This window comes from Limnohabitans sp. DCL3 (assembly GCF_048019295.1).
Classification (GTDB): Bacteria; Pseudomonadota; Gammaproteobacteria; order Burkholderiales; family Burkholderiaceae_C; genus Limnohabitans_A.
The window spans coordinates 1,141,871-1,166,510 of the sequence record NZ_CP171842.1; the positions used below are offsets into that span (position 1 = coordinate 1,141,871).

The following is a 24,640-nucleotide window of genomic DNA, read 5'->3' on the forward strand; positions in this document are numbered from 1 at the left end:
TATGAACCACGTCTACCGCCTCAAACGATCTGGCCGCACCCAACAACTGCAAGCAGTGCCAGAGACGGCACGCAGTGCCGGCAAGGGCGCTGCCAGCACCGGCAAAGTGCTGGGCACCGCCGTGGGTGGGACCTTGGCGAGTTTCGCCCTGTCGGGCATCGTCACCTTGTTGTATGCGCAGCAGGCACCGCCGCCTGCCCATCAACTGCCACAAGGTGGCGTGGTCACACGCGGCAGCGCCCACATCGTCACGGGCACGGGTTCAGGTGCCAGCACCGCACTCATGAGCGTGAACCAAAGCAGCCCACGCGCCGTCATCGACTGGGCCAGCTTCAACGTGGGCAGCCAAGCCAAGGTGCAGTTCAACCAGCCCAGCAGCAGCGCGGTCACGCTCAACAACATCCTGGGCCACAACGCCAGCCAGATCTACGGCCAGATCGGCGCCAACGGACAAGTGTTTTTGAGCAACCCCAACGGCGTGTACTTCTCGCCCACGGCGCAGGTCAACGTGGGCGGTTTGGTGGCCACCACCGGCAAGGCCAACGCGGACGAGTTCATGGCGGGCCAAGCCAGCTTCAACCGAGGCGGCAGCACGGGCAGCGTGGTGAACGATGGTCAACTGAGCGCCGCCGCAGGTGGCTACATTGCGCTCTTGGCCCCCGAGGTGCGCAACCAAGGGCTTGTGATTGCCCAAGCGGGCACCGTGGCGCTGGCCTCGGGCGAGGCCATCACGCTGAACTTCAACAACACCGGTACAGGCTTGGTGGGCATCACCACCACGCCCCAGGCCATTGCGGCCCTGGTGGAAAACCGCAGCGCGGTGCTGGCCGAAGGCGGGCAGATCATCTTGTCGGCGCACGCGCTGGCCAGCTTGCAAGGCTCGGTGGTCAAGAACAGCGGGCAACTCAGCGCCACCAGCCTCACAGAAAAGGGCGGCAAGATTGTGCTGATGGGCGACAGCATTGCGCTGACAGGCACGAGCCAGATTCAAGCCAGCGGCGCCACAGGCGGCGGCACGGTGCTGGTGGGGGGCGACTGGCAAGGCACAGGCGACACGCGCCAGGCCACCAAGGTGACGATGGCACAAGGCGCGAGCATCGAGGCCAATGCCACAGGGCAGGGCGATGGTGGCAAGGTGGTCCTTTGGAGCGATGTCTACAAGGCTGACGGCCTCACGCAGGTCGAAGGGCACATCGAGGCCAAGGGCTCAGGCTCCGGTAATGGCGGGCAGGTGGAAACCTCGGGCCACACGTTGCAAGTGGGTGAACAGGCGGCAGTGCAAACGCAGGGCAGCGGCTCGGGTCAGGCTGGGCAGTGGTTGCTGGACCCGGCCAACATCACGATCAGCAGCTCTGCCAGTAGCGGTTACACCGACATCAGTGGCACTTACACCCCCAACTCCGGTGCCGCCACCAGCATTGTGAACGTGACCACGCTGCAAACGGCACTGAACAACGGGGATGTGACCATCACCACCACCAACACCGGAACAGCTGGTGCGAGCATGGGCGACATCACTGTGTCCAGCGCGGTGTCGTGGACATCGGCGAACAAGCTGACGCTGATCGCCAACCGCGGCGTGACTGGCTCGTCAGCCATCACCACCGGGGCTGTTGGCAGCAACCTCACCATCGACCAGGCTGGCAATTCGACCTACAGTGGGACCATCGGCGGCTCGGGCAGCCTGACCAAGCTGGGGGCGGGCACACTTACGCTCACGGGCAATACCTACAGCGGTGGCACCACACTCAGCGCCGGTTCTGTGGTTTATGCGCCAGGCAGCCTGGGCTCGGGCCCTGTGGTCAACAACGCGAACATCACCGTCGACGCTGCTGCGGTGTACACCTTGGCCAACGACCTCAGTGGCACGGGCACGATGACGCTCACGGGCAACGCCCTCAAACTGACAGGCAACAACAGCAGCTACAGCGGCGCCATCACCGTGACCAATGGTGTGTTGCAGATTGGCAACTATGGCACCACGGGCACCTTGGGCACAGGCTCGGTGAGTCTCGGTGTCGGTACCTCGCTCATCCTCGCCCGCTCCGATGCACTCACGGTGGCGGCGTCCATCAGCGGTGCGGGCAGCGTGAAGCAACAGGGCACAGGGACCATCACACTCACCAACTTCAACAACAGCTACACCGGTGGCACCGTACTGAGCGCCGGCACCCTGAATCTGGGCGATCTGTATGTGCTGGGCCCTAGCGGTTCTATCACCTTCAGCGGCGGTATTTTGCAGTTCTCGGCCAATAACAATACCGATTACTCATCACGTTTCAGTAACGCAAGTAGTCAGGCCTACAAACTCGACACCAACGGTGTGAATGTGGCCTTGCAGTCGGTGCTGTCGAGCAGCAGCGGTACCTTGACAAAATATGGCAGCGGCATACTTAGCCTGACGGCAGCCAACACCTACACGGGCGCCACCACGGTCAGCGAGGGAACGCTCAGCGTGCAGAACGCTGCGGCACTGGGCAGCACAAGCTTAGGCACCACGGTGGCGGCCGGCGCGACGCTGGAGTTGAGTGCCGTGGCCGTGGGGGCCGAACCCGTGACGCTCAATGGCGGCACGCTCAAAGCCGCTGGTGCCATCAGCAGCCTGAGCGGGGCCGTGACCTTGGGCGCCGCAGGCAGCACGATCCAGGTGGCTTCGGGCGTTCCCCTGACCTTGAGCGGTGTGATCTCCGGCGCAGGCATGGACCTGACCATCACGGGCGGCGGCCTCCTCTACCTGACCGGAAACAACTCGTACAGCGGTGCCACCACCATCAGTGCAGGCACCGTGCAGATCAACACGGGGGGACGCATGGCCTCGACCGTGGTCAACAACAGCAGCAGCCTCATCTACAACACGGGCAGCTCGACCACCTACAGTGGTGCCATCAGCGGCACGGGTGACTTGACCGTGTCGGGCGCCACCACCTTGACATTGACCGGGACCAACACCTACACCGGCGCCACCACCATCGGTGTCAGTTCAACCCTTGTGCTGGGCAACAGCGGCAGCAGCGGCGAACTGGCCGCGGACAGTGCAATCAGCAACAGTGGCATCCTCAAGCTCGACCGCACCGACGCGTTCACGCTGGGCAACACCATCAGTGGCGGGGGTGTGCTGCAAAAATACGGTGCCGGCACCGCCACGCTGACGGGCAACAACAGCTACACCGGCGGCACCACGTTGGCCGCTGGCACACTGAGCCTGGGCTCGGCCAACGCGATCGGGGACACCAGCACCCTCTCCAATGTCCCTCCGATCACCTTCAGCGGCGGCACGCTGCAGTTTTCGGTCAGCAACACCACCGACTATTCCAGCCGGTTTGCCACCGGCGTTGCGCAGTCCTACAGTCTGGATACCAACGGACAGAGCGTGACCTTGGCCTCGGCCCTGACAGGCACCGGCACCAGCACGCTGACCAAGCTCGGCGTCGGCACACTGACCCTCTCGGGCACCAACACCTACACTGGCGCCACCACCGTGAGTTCGGGCACGTTGGCGGTCACCAGTGCGGCGGGGCTGGGCACCACGGCGGGTAACACCACGGTGGCCTCGGGTGCGGTGCTCGATTTGCAAAACGTGACCGGGGTGGCCGAGACCCTGACGCTCAACGGCGGCAGCCTCATCTCCAGCACCGGCACAAGCGCCCTGAGCGGCGCGGTCACGCTGGGTTCGGCCAGTACCGTGGACGTGGGGGGCACGCAATTGACCCTGAGTGGGGTGATTTCGGGTCCATCTAAGGCGCTGACCAAGACGGGCAGCGGGACGCTGATCCTCTCGGGGGGCAACACCTATTCCGGTGGCACCACCATCAGTGCCGGTACCGTGCAAGTGGGCAGCGGGGCCAGCGCAGGCAGCTTGGGCAGCGGTGCCGTGGCCAACAACAGCAGTCTGGTTTTCAATTCGAGCAGTGCGATCGCGGTGGCCGGGGCCATCAGCGGCACGGGCACACTCACCCAGTCGGGCACAGGAACCACCTCCCTGGCTGGGACCAACACCTACAGCGGGGCCACCACCATCAGTGCGGGCACCCTGCAGATTGGCAACGCAGGCACCACCGGCACGCTGAGCGCAGCCAGCACGATCACCAACAACGGCACCCTGAGCTTCAACCGCACTGACGCGGTGACGCTGGCCTTGGACCTTGACTTCACAGGGGTGGTCAAGCAGGCCGGTACTGGCGCGCTGACCTTGAGTGGCGTCCTCAGTGGTACTGGCAGCGTGACTGCGGCAGGCACAGGTGTCCTCACCTTGACGGGCAACAACAGCTACACGGGCGGCTCCACCGTCAACAGCAACGCCACACTGTCGATGGGCAATGGCGGGACGGTGGGCACCTTGGGCCCCGGTGCCGTGACCAACAACGGCACACTGAAGTTTTACCGATCAGACGACATCACTTGGTCCCAGGCCATCAGCGGCACCGGTGTGGTGGGTCAACATGGCACGGGCACCCTGACCTTGACTGGCAACAACAGCTACAGCGGGGGCGTCAATATCAACAGTGGCATCCTGAACCTGGGCTCGGCCAGTGCGATCGGCAGCAGTGGCACCATCAGTTTTACCGGTGGGGTGTTGCAGTTCTCAGCCGACAACAACGCCGATTATTCCGCACGCTTCAGCACGGCCAACCCGACGAGCTACAAAATTGACACCAACGGCCAGAACATCACCCTGGCCACCGGTTTTGGCATTGGGCAAATTGCATCCAACACCAGCACACTCTACAAGTACGGCAGTGGCACCTTGACCTTGTCCGGCAACAACACCTATGGGGGGGGCTCTTTTGTCAATGCCGGTACCCTGGCGGTGACCAGCACGGGCAAACTGGGGAACTCTTCTAACACCACCACGGTCGAGGCCGGAGCGGTGCTGGATTTGCAGAACGCCGACATCACCAATTTTGTTTTGCTCAATGGCGGCACCCTGAGCGCCAGCACGGGCAGCTCCAATATCGGACTCAATTACGGCCTGACTCTGGGCGCCAGTGGCAGCACAGTGAGTGTGACAGGCACAGCGCTGTCCATTGGGGGCGTTATCTCGGGTACGGGCATGGCCCTGACCAAAACGGGCAGCGGCACCTTGGTCTTGACGGGCAGCAACACCTACGACGGCGGCACCACCATCAGTGCAGGTACCCTGCAGGTGGGGGCTGGGGGTAGCAGTGGTTCGCTGGTGGCCGGGGCCGTGATCAACAACGGCACCCTCAAGTTCAACCGTGTCGGTACCTTGAGCGTGGCCAACGACATCAGCGGTACAGGCAGCTTGGTGAATGCAGGTTTCGGCACGATCACATTGACCGGCAACAACAGCTACAGCGGTGGCACCACCCTGGCCGCCGGCACACTGAACCTGGGCTCGGCCAACGCGATCGGCGATGCCAGCAGTCTGGCCAATGTGGGGCCGATCACCTTCAGCGGCGGGGTTCTGCAGTTTTCGGTCAGCAACAGCACCGACTATTCGAGCCGTTTTGCCACCGGGCTGCAGCAACTTTACAGCCTGGACACCAACGGCCAGAGCGTGACCTTGGCCTCGGCCCTGACAGGCACCGGCACCAGCACGTTGACCAAGACCGGCAGCGGCACGCTGACACTTTCGGGTGCCAACACCCACACCGGCGCCACCACGGTGAGCGCGGGCACGCTGGCTGTGACCCATGCGGCAGCCTTGGGCACCACAGCCGCAGGCACCGCCGTGTCTGCCGGTGCGGTGCTGGACGTGCAGAACGTGGCCCTCGGGGATGAGGTCTTGACCCTCAACGGCAGCACCCTCCAAACCAGCAGCGGCACCAGCAGCCTGAGCGGCGCGATCACGCTGGGTTCGTCCAGCACCGTGGATGTGGGGGGCACGCAATTGACCCTGAGCGGGGTGATATCCGGTGCATCTAGGGCGCTGACCAAGACGGGCAGCGGGATGTTGATCCTGTCGGGGGGCAACACCTACTCTGGGTCTACGACCATCAGCGCCGGCATATTGCAGGTGGGCGATGGCGGCACGACGGGCAGTTTGACGGGCGGAGTGGTCAACAACGCCACCCTGGCCTTGAAACGCAGCGACTCGCCGACATGGAGCAACACCATCACGGGCACGGGCACCACCAGTGTGCTGGCAGGCAGTTGGTCCATGGGCGGAAGCAGTCGGCTATCGGCTACCGGTGTGCTCAATGTGGCCGGTGGCGCGACTTTGAACCTGGCGACTTTCAGCAACAGTGTGGCGGGTTTGACCGGCTCCGGCACAGTCACCGGATCTACAGGGACGCTGAATTTTTCGAGCACAGGAAGCACGCGCTCGGTCTTCAGTGGAACGTTCACCAACACGGGGGCCATAGGGGCGATGAAGTTGGTCCAACAGGGCACCGGCACCCAGGTGGTGCAAGGCACCAGCAGCACGTTCACCGGCGCAACGTCGTTGACCAGTGGCACTCTGGAGATCGGCAGTGATTCGGCGCTGGGCTCCAGCACGATCACTTTCGCTACGGCAGCGGCTGGCACTTCGACCTTGGCTCTGAATGGCGTGAGCATTGCCAACCCGATTGCGACCGTTGGCGCTGTGACTGCGACCAACTTTGTGACCAGCTTGTCCAGCACGACGCCCAGCACCATCTCGGCTGCGGTCAATGGCAGTTTGGACGGCGGCATCACCTTCAGCACGGCTGTCAATGCCAGCCTGTACCTGACGAACACCCTGACCACCGGTAGCCTGACGCAAAAGTTCACGCCCGCCAGTGGGGGTGAAGTTCGCCTGAGCGGTGCGGTCAGCGGCACAGGTGGTTTGCAGCAAGCGGGTACAGGCCGACTGACCTTGGCAGGCAACAACACGGGCGTCAGCTATACCCTCAGTTATGCGTCTGGCAACACCGGCACGATCCGCCTGGCCAACAACACGGCTTTGGGCACGGGCAACGCGTCCTTCACGGTGCCCGAAGGGGCCACGCTGGAGTTGGGCGCGCTTGACGGCAGCGACCTCAACATCACAAGCAAGAGCCTGGCGCTGGCTTCCAGTGGCACCGCCGCTGGGGGCGGCTTTTTGCACAACGTGGCGGGGCACAACACCTGGTCGGGTGCCATCACGCTCAACAACAACAGCGTGATCACGGTCGACACCGGCACCTCGCTGAACCTGTCTTCCACCAGCTCCACGGTGGCGGCCAGCAGCCGGGCGTATTTCAACCTGACCGAAGGCAGCCTCAACTTCGGCACGCTGACGGGCACGGCGGGTTCGTCGGCCTATTTGAAAATCGGATCGGGATCACTGACAGGCCCCATCACCAATGTCAGTGAGACCACCGGGGTGTATGCGCGTCTGTACGATGCCACGGGCCTGTACACCAGCGTGTATGGCGACGCACCGGTTTACAGCCTGGGCTTTTTCACGTCTTCCACGGGCGACAGCCCGGTCAGCCTGACCGGGTCTGACTATTCGGGCTCGGCCAGTTGGACTGGCTTGCCCACCAGCAGCAGCAACGCGGCCACATACTCGGTGACCTACACCTCGGGCATCACGGTGTCCAACACGGCTTACATGCTGATCGGGGCAGGCACGGCGCGCAACTGGACGGTGTCGCCCAAACTGCTGACCTTCAGTGCCAGCAAAGACTACGACGGCAGCACAGCGCTGGGCGCGGTGACGGTCAATGGCCGGGTGGGCACGCAGACCCTGACGGTGACGGGTGCGCAGGCCAACGCCAGCCACGTGTCGGCCAACAGCAGCAACTACATCACTGGGCTGACTCTGGGCGATGGCAGCAACGGCGGTCTGGCGTCCAACTACGCCTTGCCGGTGTTCAGCCGGGCCACCGCGCCGGTCACCATCAACGCCGTGACACTGACCCCGACGCTCACCAACACGGGCATCACCCGTGAATACGATGGCAGCAACACGGCACCGGTCTTCACGCCCACGGCCACCTTCACGGGGCTGCTGGCGGGTGACAGCGCCGCCACCGTGACGCTGAGCCAAACCGGGGCCACCTACAACAGCAAGGACGTGGCCACCGCCAGCAGCATTGCCGTGACGGGGCTGGGCATTTCGGGCATCTCCAGCCCCATAGGTTCGGAGCCCACCGATTACCAGTTGGCCAGCAGCACGGCCACCATCGCTTCGGGCGTGTCCATCACGCCCCGCACGGTGAGCCTGAGTGCGACCAAGACCTACGACGGCACCACTGCGCTGACCAACGCGCAGGTGACCGTGACCACCGGGGTGGCGAATGAGTCGCTCACGGTGAGCGCTGCCACGGGATCGGACGCGCACGTGAACACCAGTGGCAAGTACATCACCGCGGCCACGCTGGCCGATGGCACAGGCGGGCTGGCCAACAACTACCAGTTGCCCAGCATGGACGCGAGCCATGCGCCGCTCACGGTCCAGGCCCGCGACATCACGGTGACGTTGACCAACATCGGTGTCACCAAGACCTATGACGGTTCGACTTCAGCGCCGACGGGCTTTGTGCCCACCTTCTCCACCAGTGGTGCAGCCGGTTCGGATGTGGTGAACGTCACCGCCTCGGGCGCCAGCAGCTACAACGACAAGAACGTGCTGCTCGCCACCACCCTCACGACCAGCGGACTCTCGGTCAGCTCGGTCTCGACGACCGGGGTGAGTCTCGGTTCCCAGGTCGGCGATTACCAGTTGACCAGCACCAGTGCCAGCACGTCGGCCAGCATCACCACGGCGCCTTTGAGCATCAGTGGCATCACCGCGTCCAACAAGACCTACGACCGCAGCACCACGGCCACGGTGAGCACCGCCAGTGTGGTCAAGACCGGCCTGATTGGCAGCGACCAGGTGACGGTGTCAGCCACCGGCAGCTTTGCCACCGTCAGTGCTGGCGACGGGAAGACGGTGAACTTGAGCAGCACGTATGGTGGAACAGATGCGGCCAATTACAGCATCACCGACCAGCTCGCCGCCTTCGCCAACATCGGCAAAGCCAACCTGTCGGTGACGGGCGTGATGGCGCAGAACAAGACCTATGACCGTGGCACCACTGCCACGTTGAGCGGCACAGCCGCTGTCGCGCCGATCACGGGCGACACGGTGACGGTGAACACCAGCGCAGCGACGGGCCAGTTTGCCGACAAGAACGTCGGCACGAACAAGGCGGTGACCGTGACGGGCTTTGTGCTGGACGGCACGGACGCGGACAACTACCAGGTGGTGCAGCCCAGCGGGCTGACGGCCAACATCGGCAAAGCCAACCTGTCGGTGACGGGCGTGATGGCGCAGAACAAGACCTATGACCGGGACACCACCGCCACTTTGATGGGCACAGCCGCTGTCGCGCCGATCACGGGCGACACGGTGACGGTGAACACCAGCGCAGCGACGGGCCAGTTTGCCGACAAGAACGTCGGCACGAACAAGGCGGTGACCGTGACGGGCTTTGTGCTGGACGGCACGGACGCGGACAACTACCAGGTGGTGCAGCCCAGCGGGCTGACGGCCAACATCGGCAAAGCCAACCTGTCGGTGACGGGCGTGATGGCGCAGAACAAGACCTATGACCGGGACACCACCGCCACTTTGATGGGCACAGCCGCTGTCGCGCCGATCACGGGCGACACGGTGACGGTGAACACCAGCGCAGCGACGGGCCAGTTTGCCGACAAGAACGTCGGCACGAACAAGGCGGTGACCGTGACGGGCTTTGTGCTGGACGGCACGGACGCGGACAACTACCAGGTGGTGCAGCCCAGCGGGCTGACGGCCAACATCGGCAAAGCCAACCTGTCGGTGACGGGCGTGATGGCGCAGAACAAGACCTATGACCGGGACACCACCGCCACTTTGATGGGCACAGCCGCTGTCGCGCCGATCACGGGCGACACGGTGACGGTGAACACCAGCGCAGCGACGGGCCAGTTTGCCGACAAGAACGTCGGCACGAACAAGGCGGTGACCGTGACGGGCTTTGTGCTGGACGGCACGGACGCGGACAACTACCAGGTGGTGCAGCCCAGCGGGCTGACGGCCAACATCGGCAAAGCCAACCTGTCGGTGACGGGCGTGATGGCGCAGAACAAGACCTATGACCGGGACACCACCGCCACTTTGATGGGCACAGCCGCTGTCGCGCCGATCACGGGCGACACGGTGACGGTGAACACCAGCGCAGCGACGGGCCAGTTTGCCGACAAGAACGTCGGCACGAACAAGGCGGTGACCGTGACGGGCTTTGTGCTGGACGGCACGGACGCGGACAACTACCAGGTGGTGCAGCCCAGCGGGCTGACGGCCAACATCGGCAAAGCCAACCTGTCGGTGACGGGCGTGATGGCGCAGAACAAGACCTATGACCGGGACACCACCGCCACTTTGATGGGCACAGCCGCTGTCGCGCCGATCACGGGCGACACGGTGACGGTGAACACCAGCGCAGCGACGGGCCAGTTTGCCGACAAGAACGTCGGCACGAACAAGGCGGTGACCGTGACGGGCTTTGTGCTGGACGGCACGGACGCGGACAACTACCAGGTGGTGCAGCCCAGCGGGCTGACGGCCAACATCGGCAAAGCCAACCTGTCGGTGACGGGCGTGATGGCGCAGAACAAGACCTATGACGCCACTACAGCGACCACTTTGAGTGGGACGGCCTTGGTGTCGCCGCTGGCGGGTGATCTGGTCAGCGTGGATTTGAGCGCTGCGGTGGGCCAGTTTGCCGACAAAAATGTGGGCACGAACAAGGCGGTGACCGCGTCGGGGGTGGCGCTCAGCGGCAGGGACGCAGACAACTACCAGGTGGTGCAGCCGACGGGCTTGAGCGCCAACATCACGCGAGCGACCTTGATGGTCAATGTGAGCACAGTGGACAAGGTCTATGACGGTAGCCCTGTCGCGACGCTCTCTTTCACTGACAACCGCCAAGGCAGCGATGTTCTGTTGCTGACTGCCACAGGCGCTTTTGCCGACAAGAACGTGGGCACGGGCAAGACCGTGTCGGTGTCGGGTTTGAACCTGACTGGCACCGACGCAAACAACTACAGCCTCAGTGCGGGTGGATGGAACACCACGACCACGGGCAACATCACGCGCCTCCATTCGGTGACCTGGGCAGGCGGGGCCACGGGCGATTGGCTCAATCCGGCCAATTGGGCCGGTGGTGCAGTGCCGGACTTGTCCAACGTCGCCAATGTGGTGATTCCTTCTGGCAAGGCGGTGAACTTTGCCGGCACAGCGCTGTCACCAGCCCAGAGCGGCACGGTCAACATCGATTCGCTCACTGGCGCGGGCAGCGTGTCGGTGACCTCGGGCACTTTGGGTGTGGGCACGGGCGGTGTGAACTTGAGCCAACTGACGCAAACCGGCGGCACGCTGGCCTTCAGTGGCAATTCCAGCCTGATCAGCACCTCTGCCGTGACGCTCAAAACGCTGACGGCCACGGGCTCACTCGATGTGACCAGCACGGGGGACATCACCATGGGCGACAACATCACCATGGGCAATGGTCCCTTGGTGATCAAGACCCCCGGCAGCATTGTTCAAAATGCCTCCACCACGGTGTCGAGCTCGGGCGGCAACATCACGTATTGGGCCGACAGCGATGCCAACGGGGTGGGTTCGATCACGCTGTCGGCCGGTACGTCGACATCGGCCAATGCCAAAATCAACGCCAGCACCGGTGACATCGTGCTGGGTGGGGGCAATGGGGTCTCGGCAGACAGTGGTCCGGCCGTCGGGGCCAGGGGCGTGTTGTTGGGCACCTATGCCAACCTGAGCGGTCGCAACATCACGGTGGTGGGCAAGGGCGACACTTCGGCCGGCGCCAAGGGTGTGTTTGTGGGCAATGCCGTCAATGTGTCGGCCACGGGTGCTGTGGCCATCACCGGAACCGGTGGCGGCAGCAGCGGCACATCACACAACTATGGCGTCGAAATTGGTTCGGGCACGGTTGACAACCTTGCCCCAGCCAGCGTGATCGAGGCCACCGGCAGTGGCTCGGTCACCGTCACGGGCACGGGCGGGGGGCTCGGCACAGGTTCCAACAATTACGGCGTGACGATTTTTGGTGGCAGGAGCAACCAGTACACCACACTGCGGACTGCCAGTGGCGCCCTCAAACTGGTGGCCACCAGTGGTGTCGGCAGTCCTTCTGCCAGCCCGTCTTTCCTGCCTTACTACTATGTGCGTTTGGGCGGCACCGATCAGACAGGCCCGGTGACGGTGCAAGGCGGCAACCTGCTGTTTGGGACCACTTTGGGCAGCAACAATATCCAGACTACCGGTGCGGTCACGCTCGAGCCACTGGTGGGCAGCACTTCGTTCACGAGGGGCATGCTGGTTCCTCCAATAGCCGCCAGTGCCTCATCGGTCACGCTCGGACGCTTGGGCAACACCACGTCCATTGACCTGGTTTCTGATTTGTCTGTGCAAGGGCCGTTGACGGTTTATGGCCAAACCAGCATGAACGCCAACATGATGGCAACAGGCGTGGTCAGTTTTTATGGCCCAGTGGGGACATTAGGCAATGTGTTGCTGACGGCCCCCGCTGTCCAGGTGGTGGGTTCCGGTGCGACATCGGTGACCGTTGCCACCAACACCACGACCTTTGCGGGCACGGGTTTGGGGCAAGTCACCGTGCTCAACCAGGGCCCGTTGACTTTGGGCACCGTGGGCGTGACCACGGGTGTGTCGTCTTCGAATTACATGGACATCGCCACCTTGACGGGGGACCTGACAGTCGCCGCCAATGTGTCGACCACGACCTCGAGCAACATGCCATGGCTGGGCGCTGCCGTGGCGCTCACTGCCGGAAAGAACAAGTCTGCGCTGGACGCAACAGGTGGCAACGTCATCATCACGGGGGGCAGCACTGTATCTGTGGGCACGTATGGCCGGGCGATTTTCTACACCGGCTCGGTGGGCGGCAGCACCGGTGTGACGGCTTTGGTGGGGTCAGGCAATGGCCACTACCGTTACGGCTCCGATGAAAGCACGAAAAATTACACCGCCAGTTTGGGCCAAGGCCTGTATGCGGTTTACCGAGATCAACCTGTCGTGAGTTGGAGCGCACAGGCCGATCAAAGCATCGTTTATGGTCAGACGCCCGTGTACAACACGTCGGGGGATTTGTCGACTTACAGCACCACAGGTAGTTACGCCTTGGGCTTGCAAAACGGCGATCAAACCGTGGTGAGCCAGGCGCTGGTGTTGCGCAACGCCGCGACCAAATTGGCGGCTGGCCCCAACAGCACGAGTGGCCTGTACGACGTGGCTGTTTATGAGGCCAGTAAGACGGCAGGGGCCGAAGCTTTGGGTTATGCGGGTGTCAACCCACGCATCACCGTGACCCGCGCGCCCTTGACAATCACCGCCAAAGACTACACCAAGGTGTACGACGGCGGCACTTTTGTGGGTGGCAATGGCTTGACTTACACCGGCTTGCTGGGCAATGACACCTCGGCGGCTGTGACCACGCTCAATCCGGCTCAGTCCATATGGGGGGGAAGCGCGCAGTACAAAGCCAATGCAGGCAGTTACAGCATCGCTGTCTCTAACCTCAAGGCGGCCAACTACGACATCACCTACGTACCGGGCACGTTGTCGATTTCTCGCAGGCCCCTGACCATCCGCGTGACCGATGACGCCCGCTTTGTGAGCCAAGCGGATGCCGTGGGTTATGCCGGTTACAGCTACTCTGGCTTGGCAACAGGTCAGAGCATGAGCAGCTTGGGCACAGTGAGCATCGCCCGTGCTGGCGGGGCGTCGGCGCCGGGAACCTACAACGGGGTTTTGCAGGCGTCTATCCCGGGCTTGACCAACACCAATTACCAGATCACTTATGTGCCCGGCAACTACACCATTGTGCCGGCCGATCAATTGCTGGTGAAACTGGCCAACACCACCGCCACATATGGCAGTGATCCGGTGTATTCGATCCTGTCGGCGCAGTACCTCAAGAGCAGCACGAACACCGTCATTGACCTGACCTCGCGCGCTGCCATCGTGGGGACCCAGTTTGGCTTGACCGACGGCGACGGTGGCAGCACGTCATTTTCTGTCGGCGCACTCAGCACAAGCTTGAGCAGCGCAGGAAAAATCAATGTCTTCGGTGGGTATCAGCTGGGGGCCAGTAGCATCAACAACACCAGCATCAATTACAAGAACAACATCACGGTGACGGGGGCTTTGACGGTGACGCCGCAATCACTCGCGGTCGTCCCTTCGGGTAGCCTGAGCAAGACCTACGACGGCACACTCAGCATGCCTGGGCTGGTGCTGAGTTTGAGTGGCGCACAAAGTGCCGACAAGGTCGCAGTCTCGGGTCATGCCGCCTATGAGGGGCCGAACGCCGGCACCACCGCCTATTCGGTCAACAACCTGTTGCTCGGCGGCGTTGACAGTGGCAACTATGTTCTGGGTGCAGGCAACAGCATCTCGGGCAGCAATGCCGCCATCACGCCCGCAGCTTTGACCGTGACAGCCCAAAGCGATCGCCTGTATTACAACGGGATGGCATACCAAGGTGGCAACGGTGTGATCTACAGTGGTTTCGTCAACAACGAAGACCCTTCTGTGCTGGGCGGTAGCGTGTCCTATGGAGGCAGCAGCCAAGGTGCCATCAATGCAGGGGCTTACACCATCACGCCATGGGGTCTGTCCAGCAACAACTACACCATCACCTATGAGAACGCGCCCTTGTCGATCGATCCTGTCACGCTGACGGCTTCGGCGGTCAATCTGTCACTCAAAGGGCCTGTGGTCAAGGTCTATGACGGATCGGATGTGGCCACGCTGACCAGCGACAATTACGTTTTTTCAGGTTGGATTGGATCTGATGGGGCCTCGGTCACAAAGACCACCGGTACTTACGACAGCCCGCATGCAGGTCCCGCCAAATTGGTCACGGTCAATCTGACTTCTGCCGATTACCTGGCCGAGGGCAGCACCGTTTTGTCCAACTACATTTTGCCCACCACGGTCTCTGGTGTGGTGGGCGCGGTGATGCCCAAGCCTGTGACGCTCAGTGGTTTGCAAGCGGCCAACAAAACCTACGATGGCAATACGAGCGTGGTGGTGACCCAATGGGGTTCTGTGGACACCGGCGTGGCCCATGAAAGCTTGACCCTGCTGCCGGGTACGGCCAGTTTTGATGACGCCACGGCACAGACGGGCAAGACGGTGACCGCCAGTGCATACAGTCTGGCGGATGGCAACGGTGGTTTGGCCAGCAACTATGTGCTGACCAGCACCCAAAGCACGACCACGGCTGACATTGACCCGAAGGCGGTGGTGGTGTCGAGCTTGGCGCGCGTGAGCACCTACGATGGGGTGAGCACGCACACTGCGCTTGCCAATGCGACTGGGTTTTCGACCACGGCGATGGCGACGGGTGAGTGGGTCTCTGCCGTGTCCACCACGGCCTCGGGCGCGGGCGTCGTCCCTGGCGCTGTGGCACAGGTTGGTTCATACACCGTGACACCCGGCAGCCCGGTGATGGGCGAGGGCAGTGCCAGCAATTACAGCTTCAGTTTTGTGGATGCGACCAGCACCGTCAGCAAGGCCAATTTGGTTCTGACGGGCCAAAGGTCTTACGACGGCAGCCAACGGGTGGCTGGCGCCACCTTAACGGCCACGGGCGTCAATGGCGAAATTTTTGCAGTCACGGGGTCAGGGGGCAGCGACAACTTGGTCACGGCCAACGTGCAAACGGCCATGCCCTTGCTCAATACGACAGGACTGGTCTTGGGCGCGCCTGTTCATGCAGGGGCATTAAGCAACTACAACGGTTTGAGCACCACAGGATCGGCCTACACGGTGACACCGGCCAACCTGAGCGTGACCACCCACGCGGTTGTCAAAACCTATGACGGCACGAACGCGGCCAATGGCATGGCTGTCGTGAGCAGCGGAACGCTGTTTGCCAACGACACCATCACTGGCGGTGCGTTTGCCTTTGACAACAAGAATGCGGGCACCAACAAGTCGGTGGGTGTCGGTGGCGTGACGGTCAATGACGGCAACAACGGTGCCAACTACACCGTCAGTTACGTGAACAATACGACCAGCACGATCCATCCAGCCGCCTTGACAGTGATGGCCACAGCGGTGAGCAAGACCTACGATGGCACGACCAGCGCCAGTGGCAGCGGCACCGTGGGTGCGCTGGCCGGTGCGGGCGATGTGCTCGCCTCGGCCGGCGGACAAGTCTATGCCGACAAGAACGCGGGCACGGGCAACAAGACCGTGATGGCGTCGGGTGTGACGATCAAGGACGCGAGCAACGCGGACACGACGGGCAACTACGACATCCAGTACGTGGACAACACCACCAGCACGATCAGCCAGGCGGCGCTGACGGTGACGGCCACAGCGGTCAGCAAGACCTACGACGGCACGACCACAGCCACCGGCACGGGTACCGTGGGGCCATTGGCAGGAGCAGGTGACGTCGTCAATGGCACAGGTTACCAGGCGTTCACCAACAAGAACGCAGGCACGGGCAACAAGACGGTCACCGCATTTGGGGTGAGCATCAAGGATTCAGTCGATGCCGACATGACGGGCAATTACGCCATCAGCTACGTGGACCACACCACCAGTACGATCAACAAAGCCCACGCCACGGTGACGGCCAACGGTGCAACGCTGACCTACAACGGTGCCAACCAGACGGCCAGTGGCTTCACGGCCAGCGGTTTGGTGGGCGGCGAGAGCGCATCGGTGCTGAGCGGCGTGAGCGCCAGTCGCACAGAAAAGAACGCCGGCACCTACACCACCACCGCCAGCGGCACGGACAGCAACTACCACTTGACGTTTGTGGATGGCGCGATGGTCATTGGCAAGGCCAACGCGACGGTGACGGCCAACGGTGCAACGCTGACCTACAACGGTGCCAACCAGACGGCCAGCGGCTTCACGGCCAGCGGTTTGGTGGGTGGCGAGACTGCGTCGGTGCTGAGCGGCGTGAGCGCCAGTCGCACAGAAAAGAACGCCGGCACCTACACCACCACCGCCAGCGGCACGGACAGCAACTACAACTTGACGTTTGTGGATGGCGCGATGGTCATTGGCAAGGCCAACGCGACGGTGACAGCCAACGGTGCAACGCTGACCTACAACGGTGCCAACCAGACGGCCAGTGGCTTCACGGCCAGCGGTTTGGTGGGCGGCGAGAGCGCATCGGTGCTGAGCGGCGTGAGCGCCAGTCGCACAGAAAAGAACGCCGGCACCTACACCACCACCGCCAGCGGCACGGACAGCAACTACAACTTGACGTTTGTGGATGGCGCGATGGTCATTCAAAAAGCCACCGTCACGCCCATCATCACAGCCAGCAACAAGGTCTACGACACAACACCGACAGCCCAAGGTGCCGTCAGCCTGGCCGGCGTGTTCAGCGTGGATGCGGCTGCAGCCAGTGCGGTGGCCACGGGGTACCATTTTGCCGATGCGAATGTGGGCACAGCCAAGACAGTGACCGCCCAAGGCATCACCTTGGGCAGTGGCTTGTCCAGTAACTATGCGTTGTCGTCCACCATCGCCACAGGCCAAGCCGACATCACACCCGCACCGCTCACGGTCACGGCCATCAACGATGCCAAGTTTGTGACGCAATTGGATTCGGCCAACTTTAAGGGCTATGCCGTGACGGGCCTTCTGGGCAGCGATTCGCCCGACAGTGCAGGCGTGACGGCAGGCGTGCGCCTTGTGCGTTCCAACGCGGGCGTCGAGACGGCTGCGGTGTACCCTGGCGTGCTGGTGCCCAGCGGCAACGCTGCAATTGGCAATTACACGGTGAGCTATGTGCCTGGAACCTTCACGATCGTGCCGGCCGGGCAGTTGCTCGTGAGCACCACCAGCACGAACACCACGTACGGCACAGCAGGCCACAACCCGATCGCGTCGGTGTCGTATTTGGATGAGAACAGCAGCACCATCAACAACCTGAGCTTGAGCGGTCAAGCCGTTGTGGGCGGTGCGACGGTCTACACCTACGCTGACGGTGCCAACGGCACAGTGAGCTTTGCGGTGACGCCCACGGGCACCTCCACGTCTGCAGGCGGCCGTCTGAATCAGGGCTCGTATGGTTTGGCGGTAGAGCAGTTCAGCAAGACCACCAACAACCTGAGCGCCAACACGGCCACGGTCACCGGCAATTTGACGGTACAACCCTTGGCCATCACGGTAGCAGCGGTACCGACCACGACGACCTACAACGCCAGCACCCAGACGCAAGGCATCACCAGTGGTGTGCTCAGTGGCGATGATGTGACCGTCAGTGGCGCGGTGAGCCAGCGCAACGCAGGCACTTATGGCTCCGCTTTGGTTGTCTCGGGTGCCGATGTGGGTAACTACAAACTGAGCATTGAGGACCACCACTTTGAAATTGCCAAGGCCAACGCCACGGTGACGGCCAACGGTGCAACGCTGACCTACAACGGTGCCAACCAGACGGCCAGCGGCTTCACGGCCAGCGGTTTGGTGGGCGGCGAGACCGCGTCGGTGCTGAGCGGCGTGAGCGCCAGTCGCACAGAAAAGAACGCCGGCACCTACACCACCACCGCCAGCGGCACGGACAGCAACTACAACTTGACGTTTGTGGATGGCGCGATGGTCATTGGCAAGGCCAACGCCACGGTGACAGCCAACGGTGCAACGCTGACCTACAACGGTGCCAACCAGACGGCCAGCGGCTTCACGGCCAGCGGTTTGGTGGGTGGCGAGACTGCGTCGGTGCTGAGCGGCGTGAGCGCCAGTCGCACAGAAAAGAACGCCGGCACCTACACCACCACCGCCAGCGGCACGGACAGCAACTACAACTTGACGTTTGTGGATGGCGCGATGGTCATTGGCAAGGCCAACGCCACGGTGACAGCCAACGGTGCAACGCTGACCTACAACGGTGCCAACCAGACGGCCAGCGGCTTCACGGCCAGCGGTTTGGTGGGTGGCGAGACTGCGTCGGTGCTGAGCGGCGTGAGCGCCAGTCGCACAGAAAAGAACGCCGGCACCTACACCACCACCGCCAGCGGCACGGACAGCAACTACAACTTGACGTTTGTGGATGGCGCGATGGTCATTCAAAAAGCCACCGTCACGCCCATCATCACAGCCAGCAACAAGGTCTACGACACAACACCGACAGCCCAAGGTGCCGTCAGCCTGGCCGGCGTGTTCAGCGTGGATGCGGCTGCAGCCAGTGCGGTGGCCACGGGGTACCATTTTGCCGATGCGAATGTGGGCACAGCCAAGACAGTGACCGCCCAAGGCATCACCTTGGGCAGTGGCTTGTCCAGTAACTATGCGTTGTCGTCCACCATCGCCACAGGCCAAGCCGACATCACACCCGCACCGCTCACGGTCACGGCCATCAACGATGCCAAGTTTGTGACGCAATTGGATTCGGCCAACTTTAAGGGCTATGCCGTGACGGGCCTTCTGGGCAGCGATTCGCCCGACAGTGCAGGCGTGACGGCAGGCGTGCGCCTTGTGCGTTCCAACGCGGGCGTCGAGACGGCTGCGGTGTACCCTGGCGTGCTGGTGCCCAGCGGCAACGCTGCAATTGGCAATTACACGGTGAGCTATGTGCCTGGAACCTTCACGATCGTGCCGGCCGGGCAGTTGCTCGTGAGCACCACCAGCACGAACACCACGTACGGCACAGCAGGCCACAACCCGATCGCGTCGGTGTCGTATTTGGATGAGAACAGCAGCACCATCAACAACCTGAGCTTGAGCGGTCAAGCCGTTGTGGGCGGTGCGACGGTCTACACCTACGCTGACGGTGCCAACGGCACAGTGAGCTTTGCGGTGACGCCCACGGGCACCTCCACGTCTGCAGGCGGCCGTCTGAATCAGGGCTCGTATGGTTTGGCGGTAGAGCAGTTCAGCAAGACCACCAACAACCTGAGCGCCAACACGGCCACGGTCACCGGCAATTTGACGGTACAACCCTTGGCCATCACGGTAGCAGCGGTACCGACCACGACGACCTACAACGCCAGCACCCAGACGCAAGGCATCACCAGTGGTGTGCTCAGTGGCGATGATGTGACCGTCAGTGGCGCGGTGAGCCAGCGCAACGCAGGCACTTATGGCTCCGCTTTGGTTGTCTCGGGTGCCGATGTGGGTAACTACAAACTGAGCATTGAGGACCACCACTTTGAAATTGCCAAGGCCAACGCCACGGTGACGGCCAACGGTGCAACGCTGACCTACAACGGTGCCAACCAGACGGCCAGCGGCTTCACGGCCAGCGGTTTGGTGGGCGGCGAGACCGCGTCGGTGCTGAGCGGCGTGAGCGCCAGTCGCACAGAAAAGAACGCCGGCACCTACACCACCACCGCCAGCGGCACGGACAGCAACTACCACTTGACGTTTGTGGATGGCGCGATGGTCATTGGCAAGGCCAACGCGACGGTGACAGCCAACGGTGCAACGCTGACCTACAACGGTGCCAACCAGACGGCCAGTGGCTTCACGGCCAGCGGTTTGGTGGGTGGCGAGACTGCGTCGGTGCTGAGCGGCGTGAGCGCCAGTCGCACAGAAAAGAACGCCGGCACCTACACCACCACCGCCAGCGGCACGGACAGCAACTACAACTTGACGTTTGTGGATGGCGCGATGGTCATTGGCAAGGCCAACGCGACGGTGACGGCCAACGGTGCAACGCTGACCTACAACGGTGCCAACCAGACGGCCAGTGGCTTCACGGCCAGCGGTTTGGTGGGCGGCGAGAGCGCATCGGTGCTGAGCGGCGTGAGCGCCAGTCGCACAGAAAAGAACGCCGGCACCTACACCACCACCGCCAGCGGCACGGACAGCAACTACAACTTGACGTTTGTGGATGGCGCGATGGTCATTGGCAAGGCCCCATTGACAGTTGCCTTCGTGGCCGCAGACAAGGTCTACGACGGCAACACCGAGGCCTGGGTGACTTCGACGGACAACCGTTTCAATGGTGATGCTTTGCGCGTTGTCTCTTCGGCCCATTTTCCTGATAAGAATGTGGGCATGGGCAAGACGGTATCGGTCACCGGTGTGAGCTTGAGCGGTACCGATGCGGGCAACTACACCGTGAACGCAAGCGACAGTGCCTCAGCGAATATCACCCGCTTGCCGCAGGTGAATTGGGTGGGCGGCAGCACGGGCAGTTGGTTTGACCCGGCCAACTGGGCGGGCGGTGCTGTGCCGGACTTGGCCAACGTGGCCCATGTCACGATCCCTGTGGGCGTGACAGTGAACTTTGACAATGCGGCGGTTTCTCCTGCACAAGCGGGTCCAGTCAGTGTGGACCATCTGGGCACGTCCGGCAGTTTGACGCTGTCTGCCGGGGCGCTGAATGTGGGGTCTGGCGGGGTGACACTCAACACCCTGACTCAGACGGGGGGCACATTGGCCAGCATTGGTGCAGTGGCCTTGGGCAGCTTGAACCAGTTGGCAGGCACCTTGTCGGCAGGCAGCTTGAGCACCCGTACGGCATTCAGCCAAACGGGTTCAGGCCGTATGACCGTGGTGGGCGACGTGACGATGGCCGCAACGGCTGACCCTGTGGTGCTGGGTCACTTGAGCGTTGGTGGCGTCCTGAACGTGAACAGCACGAACGGCGGCATCACCCAAACGGACGGTACGGTGCTGAGTGTGAGTGGCCCGGCATTTTTGTCGGCCAGCCAAGACGGCGCAGCTGCCCATGTGAATTTGTCCAACACGGGCAACACCTTCAGTGGTCCAGTGACGGTGACTGGCGCCGACGTGTCGCTCCGTGCGGCAGGGCCACTGTCGGTCAGTGTCACGGCCATGGGCAATGCCACGCTCAGCAGCGGGGGGCCAATGAGCTTGGGCACCTCCCAGGTGGACGGTGATTGGCAGGTCACGACAGCCGACGCCGATGTGACGCAAACCGGCCCGGTGGTGGTAGAGGGCGCCACCCGACTGGATGCGGGCACGGGCCATGTGCTGCTGAACGATGTGGGCAACCGTTTCGCAGGACCCGTGACGTTGATTGCCGGTTCCAGCTCCATGTCGGGCGTACCTTCAACGTTGGGATCGGGTGACAGAGTTCCCTCGGATTTGAGGTTGCAGATCGCCAACACGCCCCAGCCCTATCAGGTGACGCTGATTCAACTGCCGCAAGGCGAATTGCCAGGTGCGGTGCACGTTGTGCTGAACCATGCGGCAGGGGATGTCAAAATTGAGTTGCCTGAAGTTTTGCTGGACTGGATGGCGAAAGCGGGCGCTTTGCTGACGTTTGAAAGTTCAATACCCGGCGGGTTGGACGGTATCCGCTGGTCTGGCCAAGACGCGACCTTGACGTTGAAGTCGTCTATGGCGCGTCGATATCCCTTGGAATGGATCATGCGCGCAGGCCGTGAACACGTGAAAGTGCGAATGGTTTGGAAATCTTGAGTTGCCTCGGTGGATGATTTATTGGAGTAAGCGATGATGAAGTTGAAGATGAGCAGCACGGTGTGTGCATGGTTTTGTGCCTTTTCCTTGAGCAGTGTGGGGGCCGTCATGGCTGCAGATGCGCCGGTGGCCGTGGTCAATGGGGTGGCCATCGAGGCACGGTGGATGGACCGCAACGTCGAAGCCAATGTGGCCCAAGGCCAAAAGGACACGCCGGAGTTGCGTGCTGCCCTCAAGCAAGAGTTGGTCGCGCGTGAGCTGATGACCCAAGAGGCGAAAAAGCGCGGCCTCGACCAATTGGCCACCACGCAAGAGGCCTTGACGGTGATGCGGCAAAACCTGTTGATTGAGTTGGTGCTGAACGACGAGTTCACCAAAAACCCGATCGCCGAGGCCGAACTCAAGGCGGAATACGAGCGTCAGGTCAAAGCCTTGAAGGCAGCCGGTGAGATGCAGCAGTTCCAGATTTCGTCCATTGTGTTGGCCTCCGAGGCCGACGCGCGCGGTGTGCTGATGGCGTTGCGCGCGGGTCAAGCCTTTGATGCGCTGGCCAAGTCACGTTCAATGGACCCGAGCAAAGACAAGGGTGGCGACTTGGGCTGGTTTTTGCCTGACCAAATCGCGCCCGCCATCTCCAACGTGGTGGTCAATCTGGCCACAGGTGCCGTATCGGCGGCCCCCATTCAGGTGGGCCCTTATTGGCATGTGATCAAGCTGACCGCCAAGCGAGCTTATCAAGTACCCGGATTTGACGAGAGTAAAAACCTGCTGCAAGCCGCGGTGGTTCAAAGCCGACGCGCCGCCTTGCTCAAAAAACTGAGCGATGCGGCTGTGGTGAAGTGAGCTGGGCGGTTCAGCCCAGTACCCGCCCAGGGTTGAGCAGGTTTTGCGGGTCCAACGCTTGCTTGACCGCTCGCATCATGGCCAAGGCCGTGGGGTCTTTGTAATGCGGGAGTTTGTGCACTTTTTGCTCGCCCACGCCGTGTTCGGCACTGATGGAGCCGCCAAAGCGTTTGACCTGGTCAAACACCCAGGTGTTCACCTTGTCTTCGAACTCGCGTAAAAAAGCGGGGCCATCGGCGCCTTCAGGCGCTTGCACGTTGTAGTGCAGGTTGCCGTCGCCCAAGTGCCCAAAGTCCACCATGCGCACGCCAGGGACTTCACGTGCCAGCAGGGCGTCGGTTTCTGCCACAAAGTCCGGGATGCGTGAAACCGGGATGCTGATGTCGTGTTTGATGTTCAGGCCTTCGGTGGCTTGGGCCATTGTGATGCTCTCGCGGATATGCCACAGGCCTTGGGCTTGCATGAGGTTTTCGGCGACCACGGCGTCGCTGACGCAGCCGTGTTCCAGTGCCGCTTCGAGCAGGGATTCAAACTGTCCGCGCGCGTGGCTTTCGCTTTCGCTGTCGGAGTTTTCCAGCAGCACGCACCAAGGGGTTTCTTGCCAGAGCGGCACGCGCAGTTGCGGGTAATGTTTGTCCACCAAGCTCAGCGCGAACTGCCCCATGATTTCAAAACCCGTGAGGCCAGGGCCCAGTCGTTGGTGGGCCAGCCCCAGAAGTTGTACGGCTGCTTCCATGCTGGGCACAGCGGCCCATGCGGTGAGTTGAGCCGCGGGCTGCGGATACAGCTTCAGGGTGGCCGCAGTGATGATGCCCAGCGTGCCTTCGCTGCCAATCATCAGGTTGCGCAGGTCATAACCCGTGTTGTCTTTGCGCAGTCCCGACAGGCCATGCCAGATCTCACCTTGAGCGGTGACCACTTCAAGGCCTAGGCACAGCTCACGGGTGTTGCCATAGCGCACGACCTGGGTGCCCCCTGCGTTGGTGCCCAGGTTTCCGCCAATCGTGCAGCTGCCTTCGGCGCCTAAGCTCAAGGGGAACAAAAATCCGGCAGCTGCGGCGGCGGCCTGCAGGTTTTGCAGCACGCAACCGGCTTCGACCGTGATGGTGAGGTTGGCCGGGTCAATGGCGCGCACGGCGTTCATGCGGGTCATGCTCAGCACGATTTGCGTGCCCGAGCGGTTGGGCACACCGCCCACCACCAGCCCGGTGTTGCCGCCTTGGGGCACGATGGGGGTGCCCGCCGCTGCACAAGCTTTGACCACGGCGGCCACTTGCCCTGTGTCACCTGGACGCACCACGGCCAATGCACGACCTTGGACGCGTTTGCGCCAGTCTTGCTCCCAGGCGCTCAGGTCGTTGGCCGGGTCTTCGTGGGTGAGCACGTTGGCGGGGCCACAAATTTGGCGCAATTGTTCCAGCAATGGGTGGGGGATGGTGGGGCTCATGT

3 protein-coding genes are annotated in these 24,640 nt (G+C 62.4%); 2 read left to right on the top strand and 1 reads right to left on the bottom strand.

Going from position 1 to position 24,640, the window contains the following annotated elements; genetic code table 11:
* The first annotated feature begins 1 nt into the window (after position 1).
* Both ACHEXK_RS05230 and ACHEXK_RS05235 read left to right on the top strand, forming a co-directional pair.
* Positions 2-22,348 (top strand): YDG domain-containing protein, encoded by a 22,347-nt coding sequence (locus ACHEXK_RS05230; protein WP_416548305.1) that lies wholly within the window; start codon positions 2-4, stop codon positions 22,346-22,348.
* Between the two features lie 33 nt (positions 22,349-22,381).
* Positions 22,382-23,191, top strand: coding sequence for a peptidylprolyl isomerase (locus tag ACHEXK_RS05235; RefSeq protein WP_416548306.1), 810 nt, complete (start codon positions 22,382-22,384; stop codon positions 23,189-23,191).
* Between the two features lie 10 nt (positions 23,192-23,201).
* On the opposite strand, the gene ACHEXK_RS05240 is transcribed toward ACHEXK_RS05235, so the two are convergent.
* Positions 23,202-24,638, bottom strand: a complete 1,437-nt coding sequence (locus tag ACHEXK_RS05240) for an FAD-binding oxidoreductase (RefSeq protein ID WP_416548307.1) — start codon at positions 24,636-24,638, stop codon at positions 23,202-23,204.
* Positions 24,639-24,640: the final 2 nt, after the last annotated feature.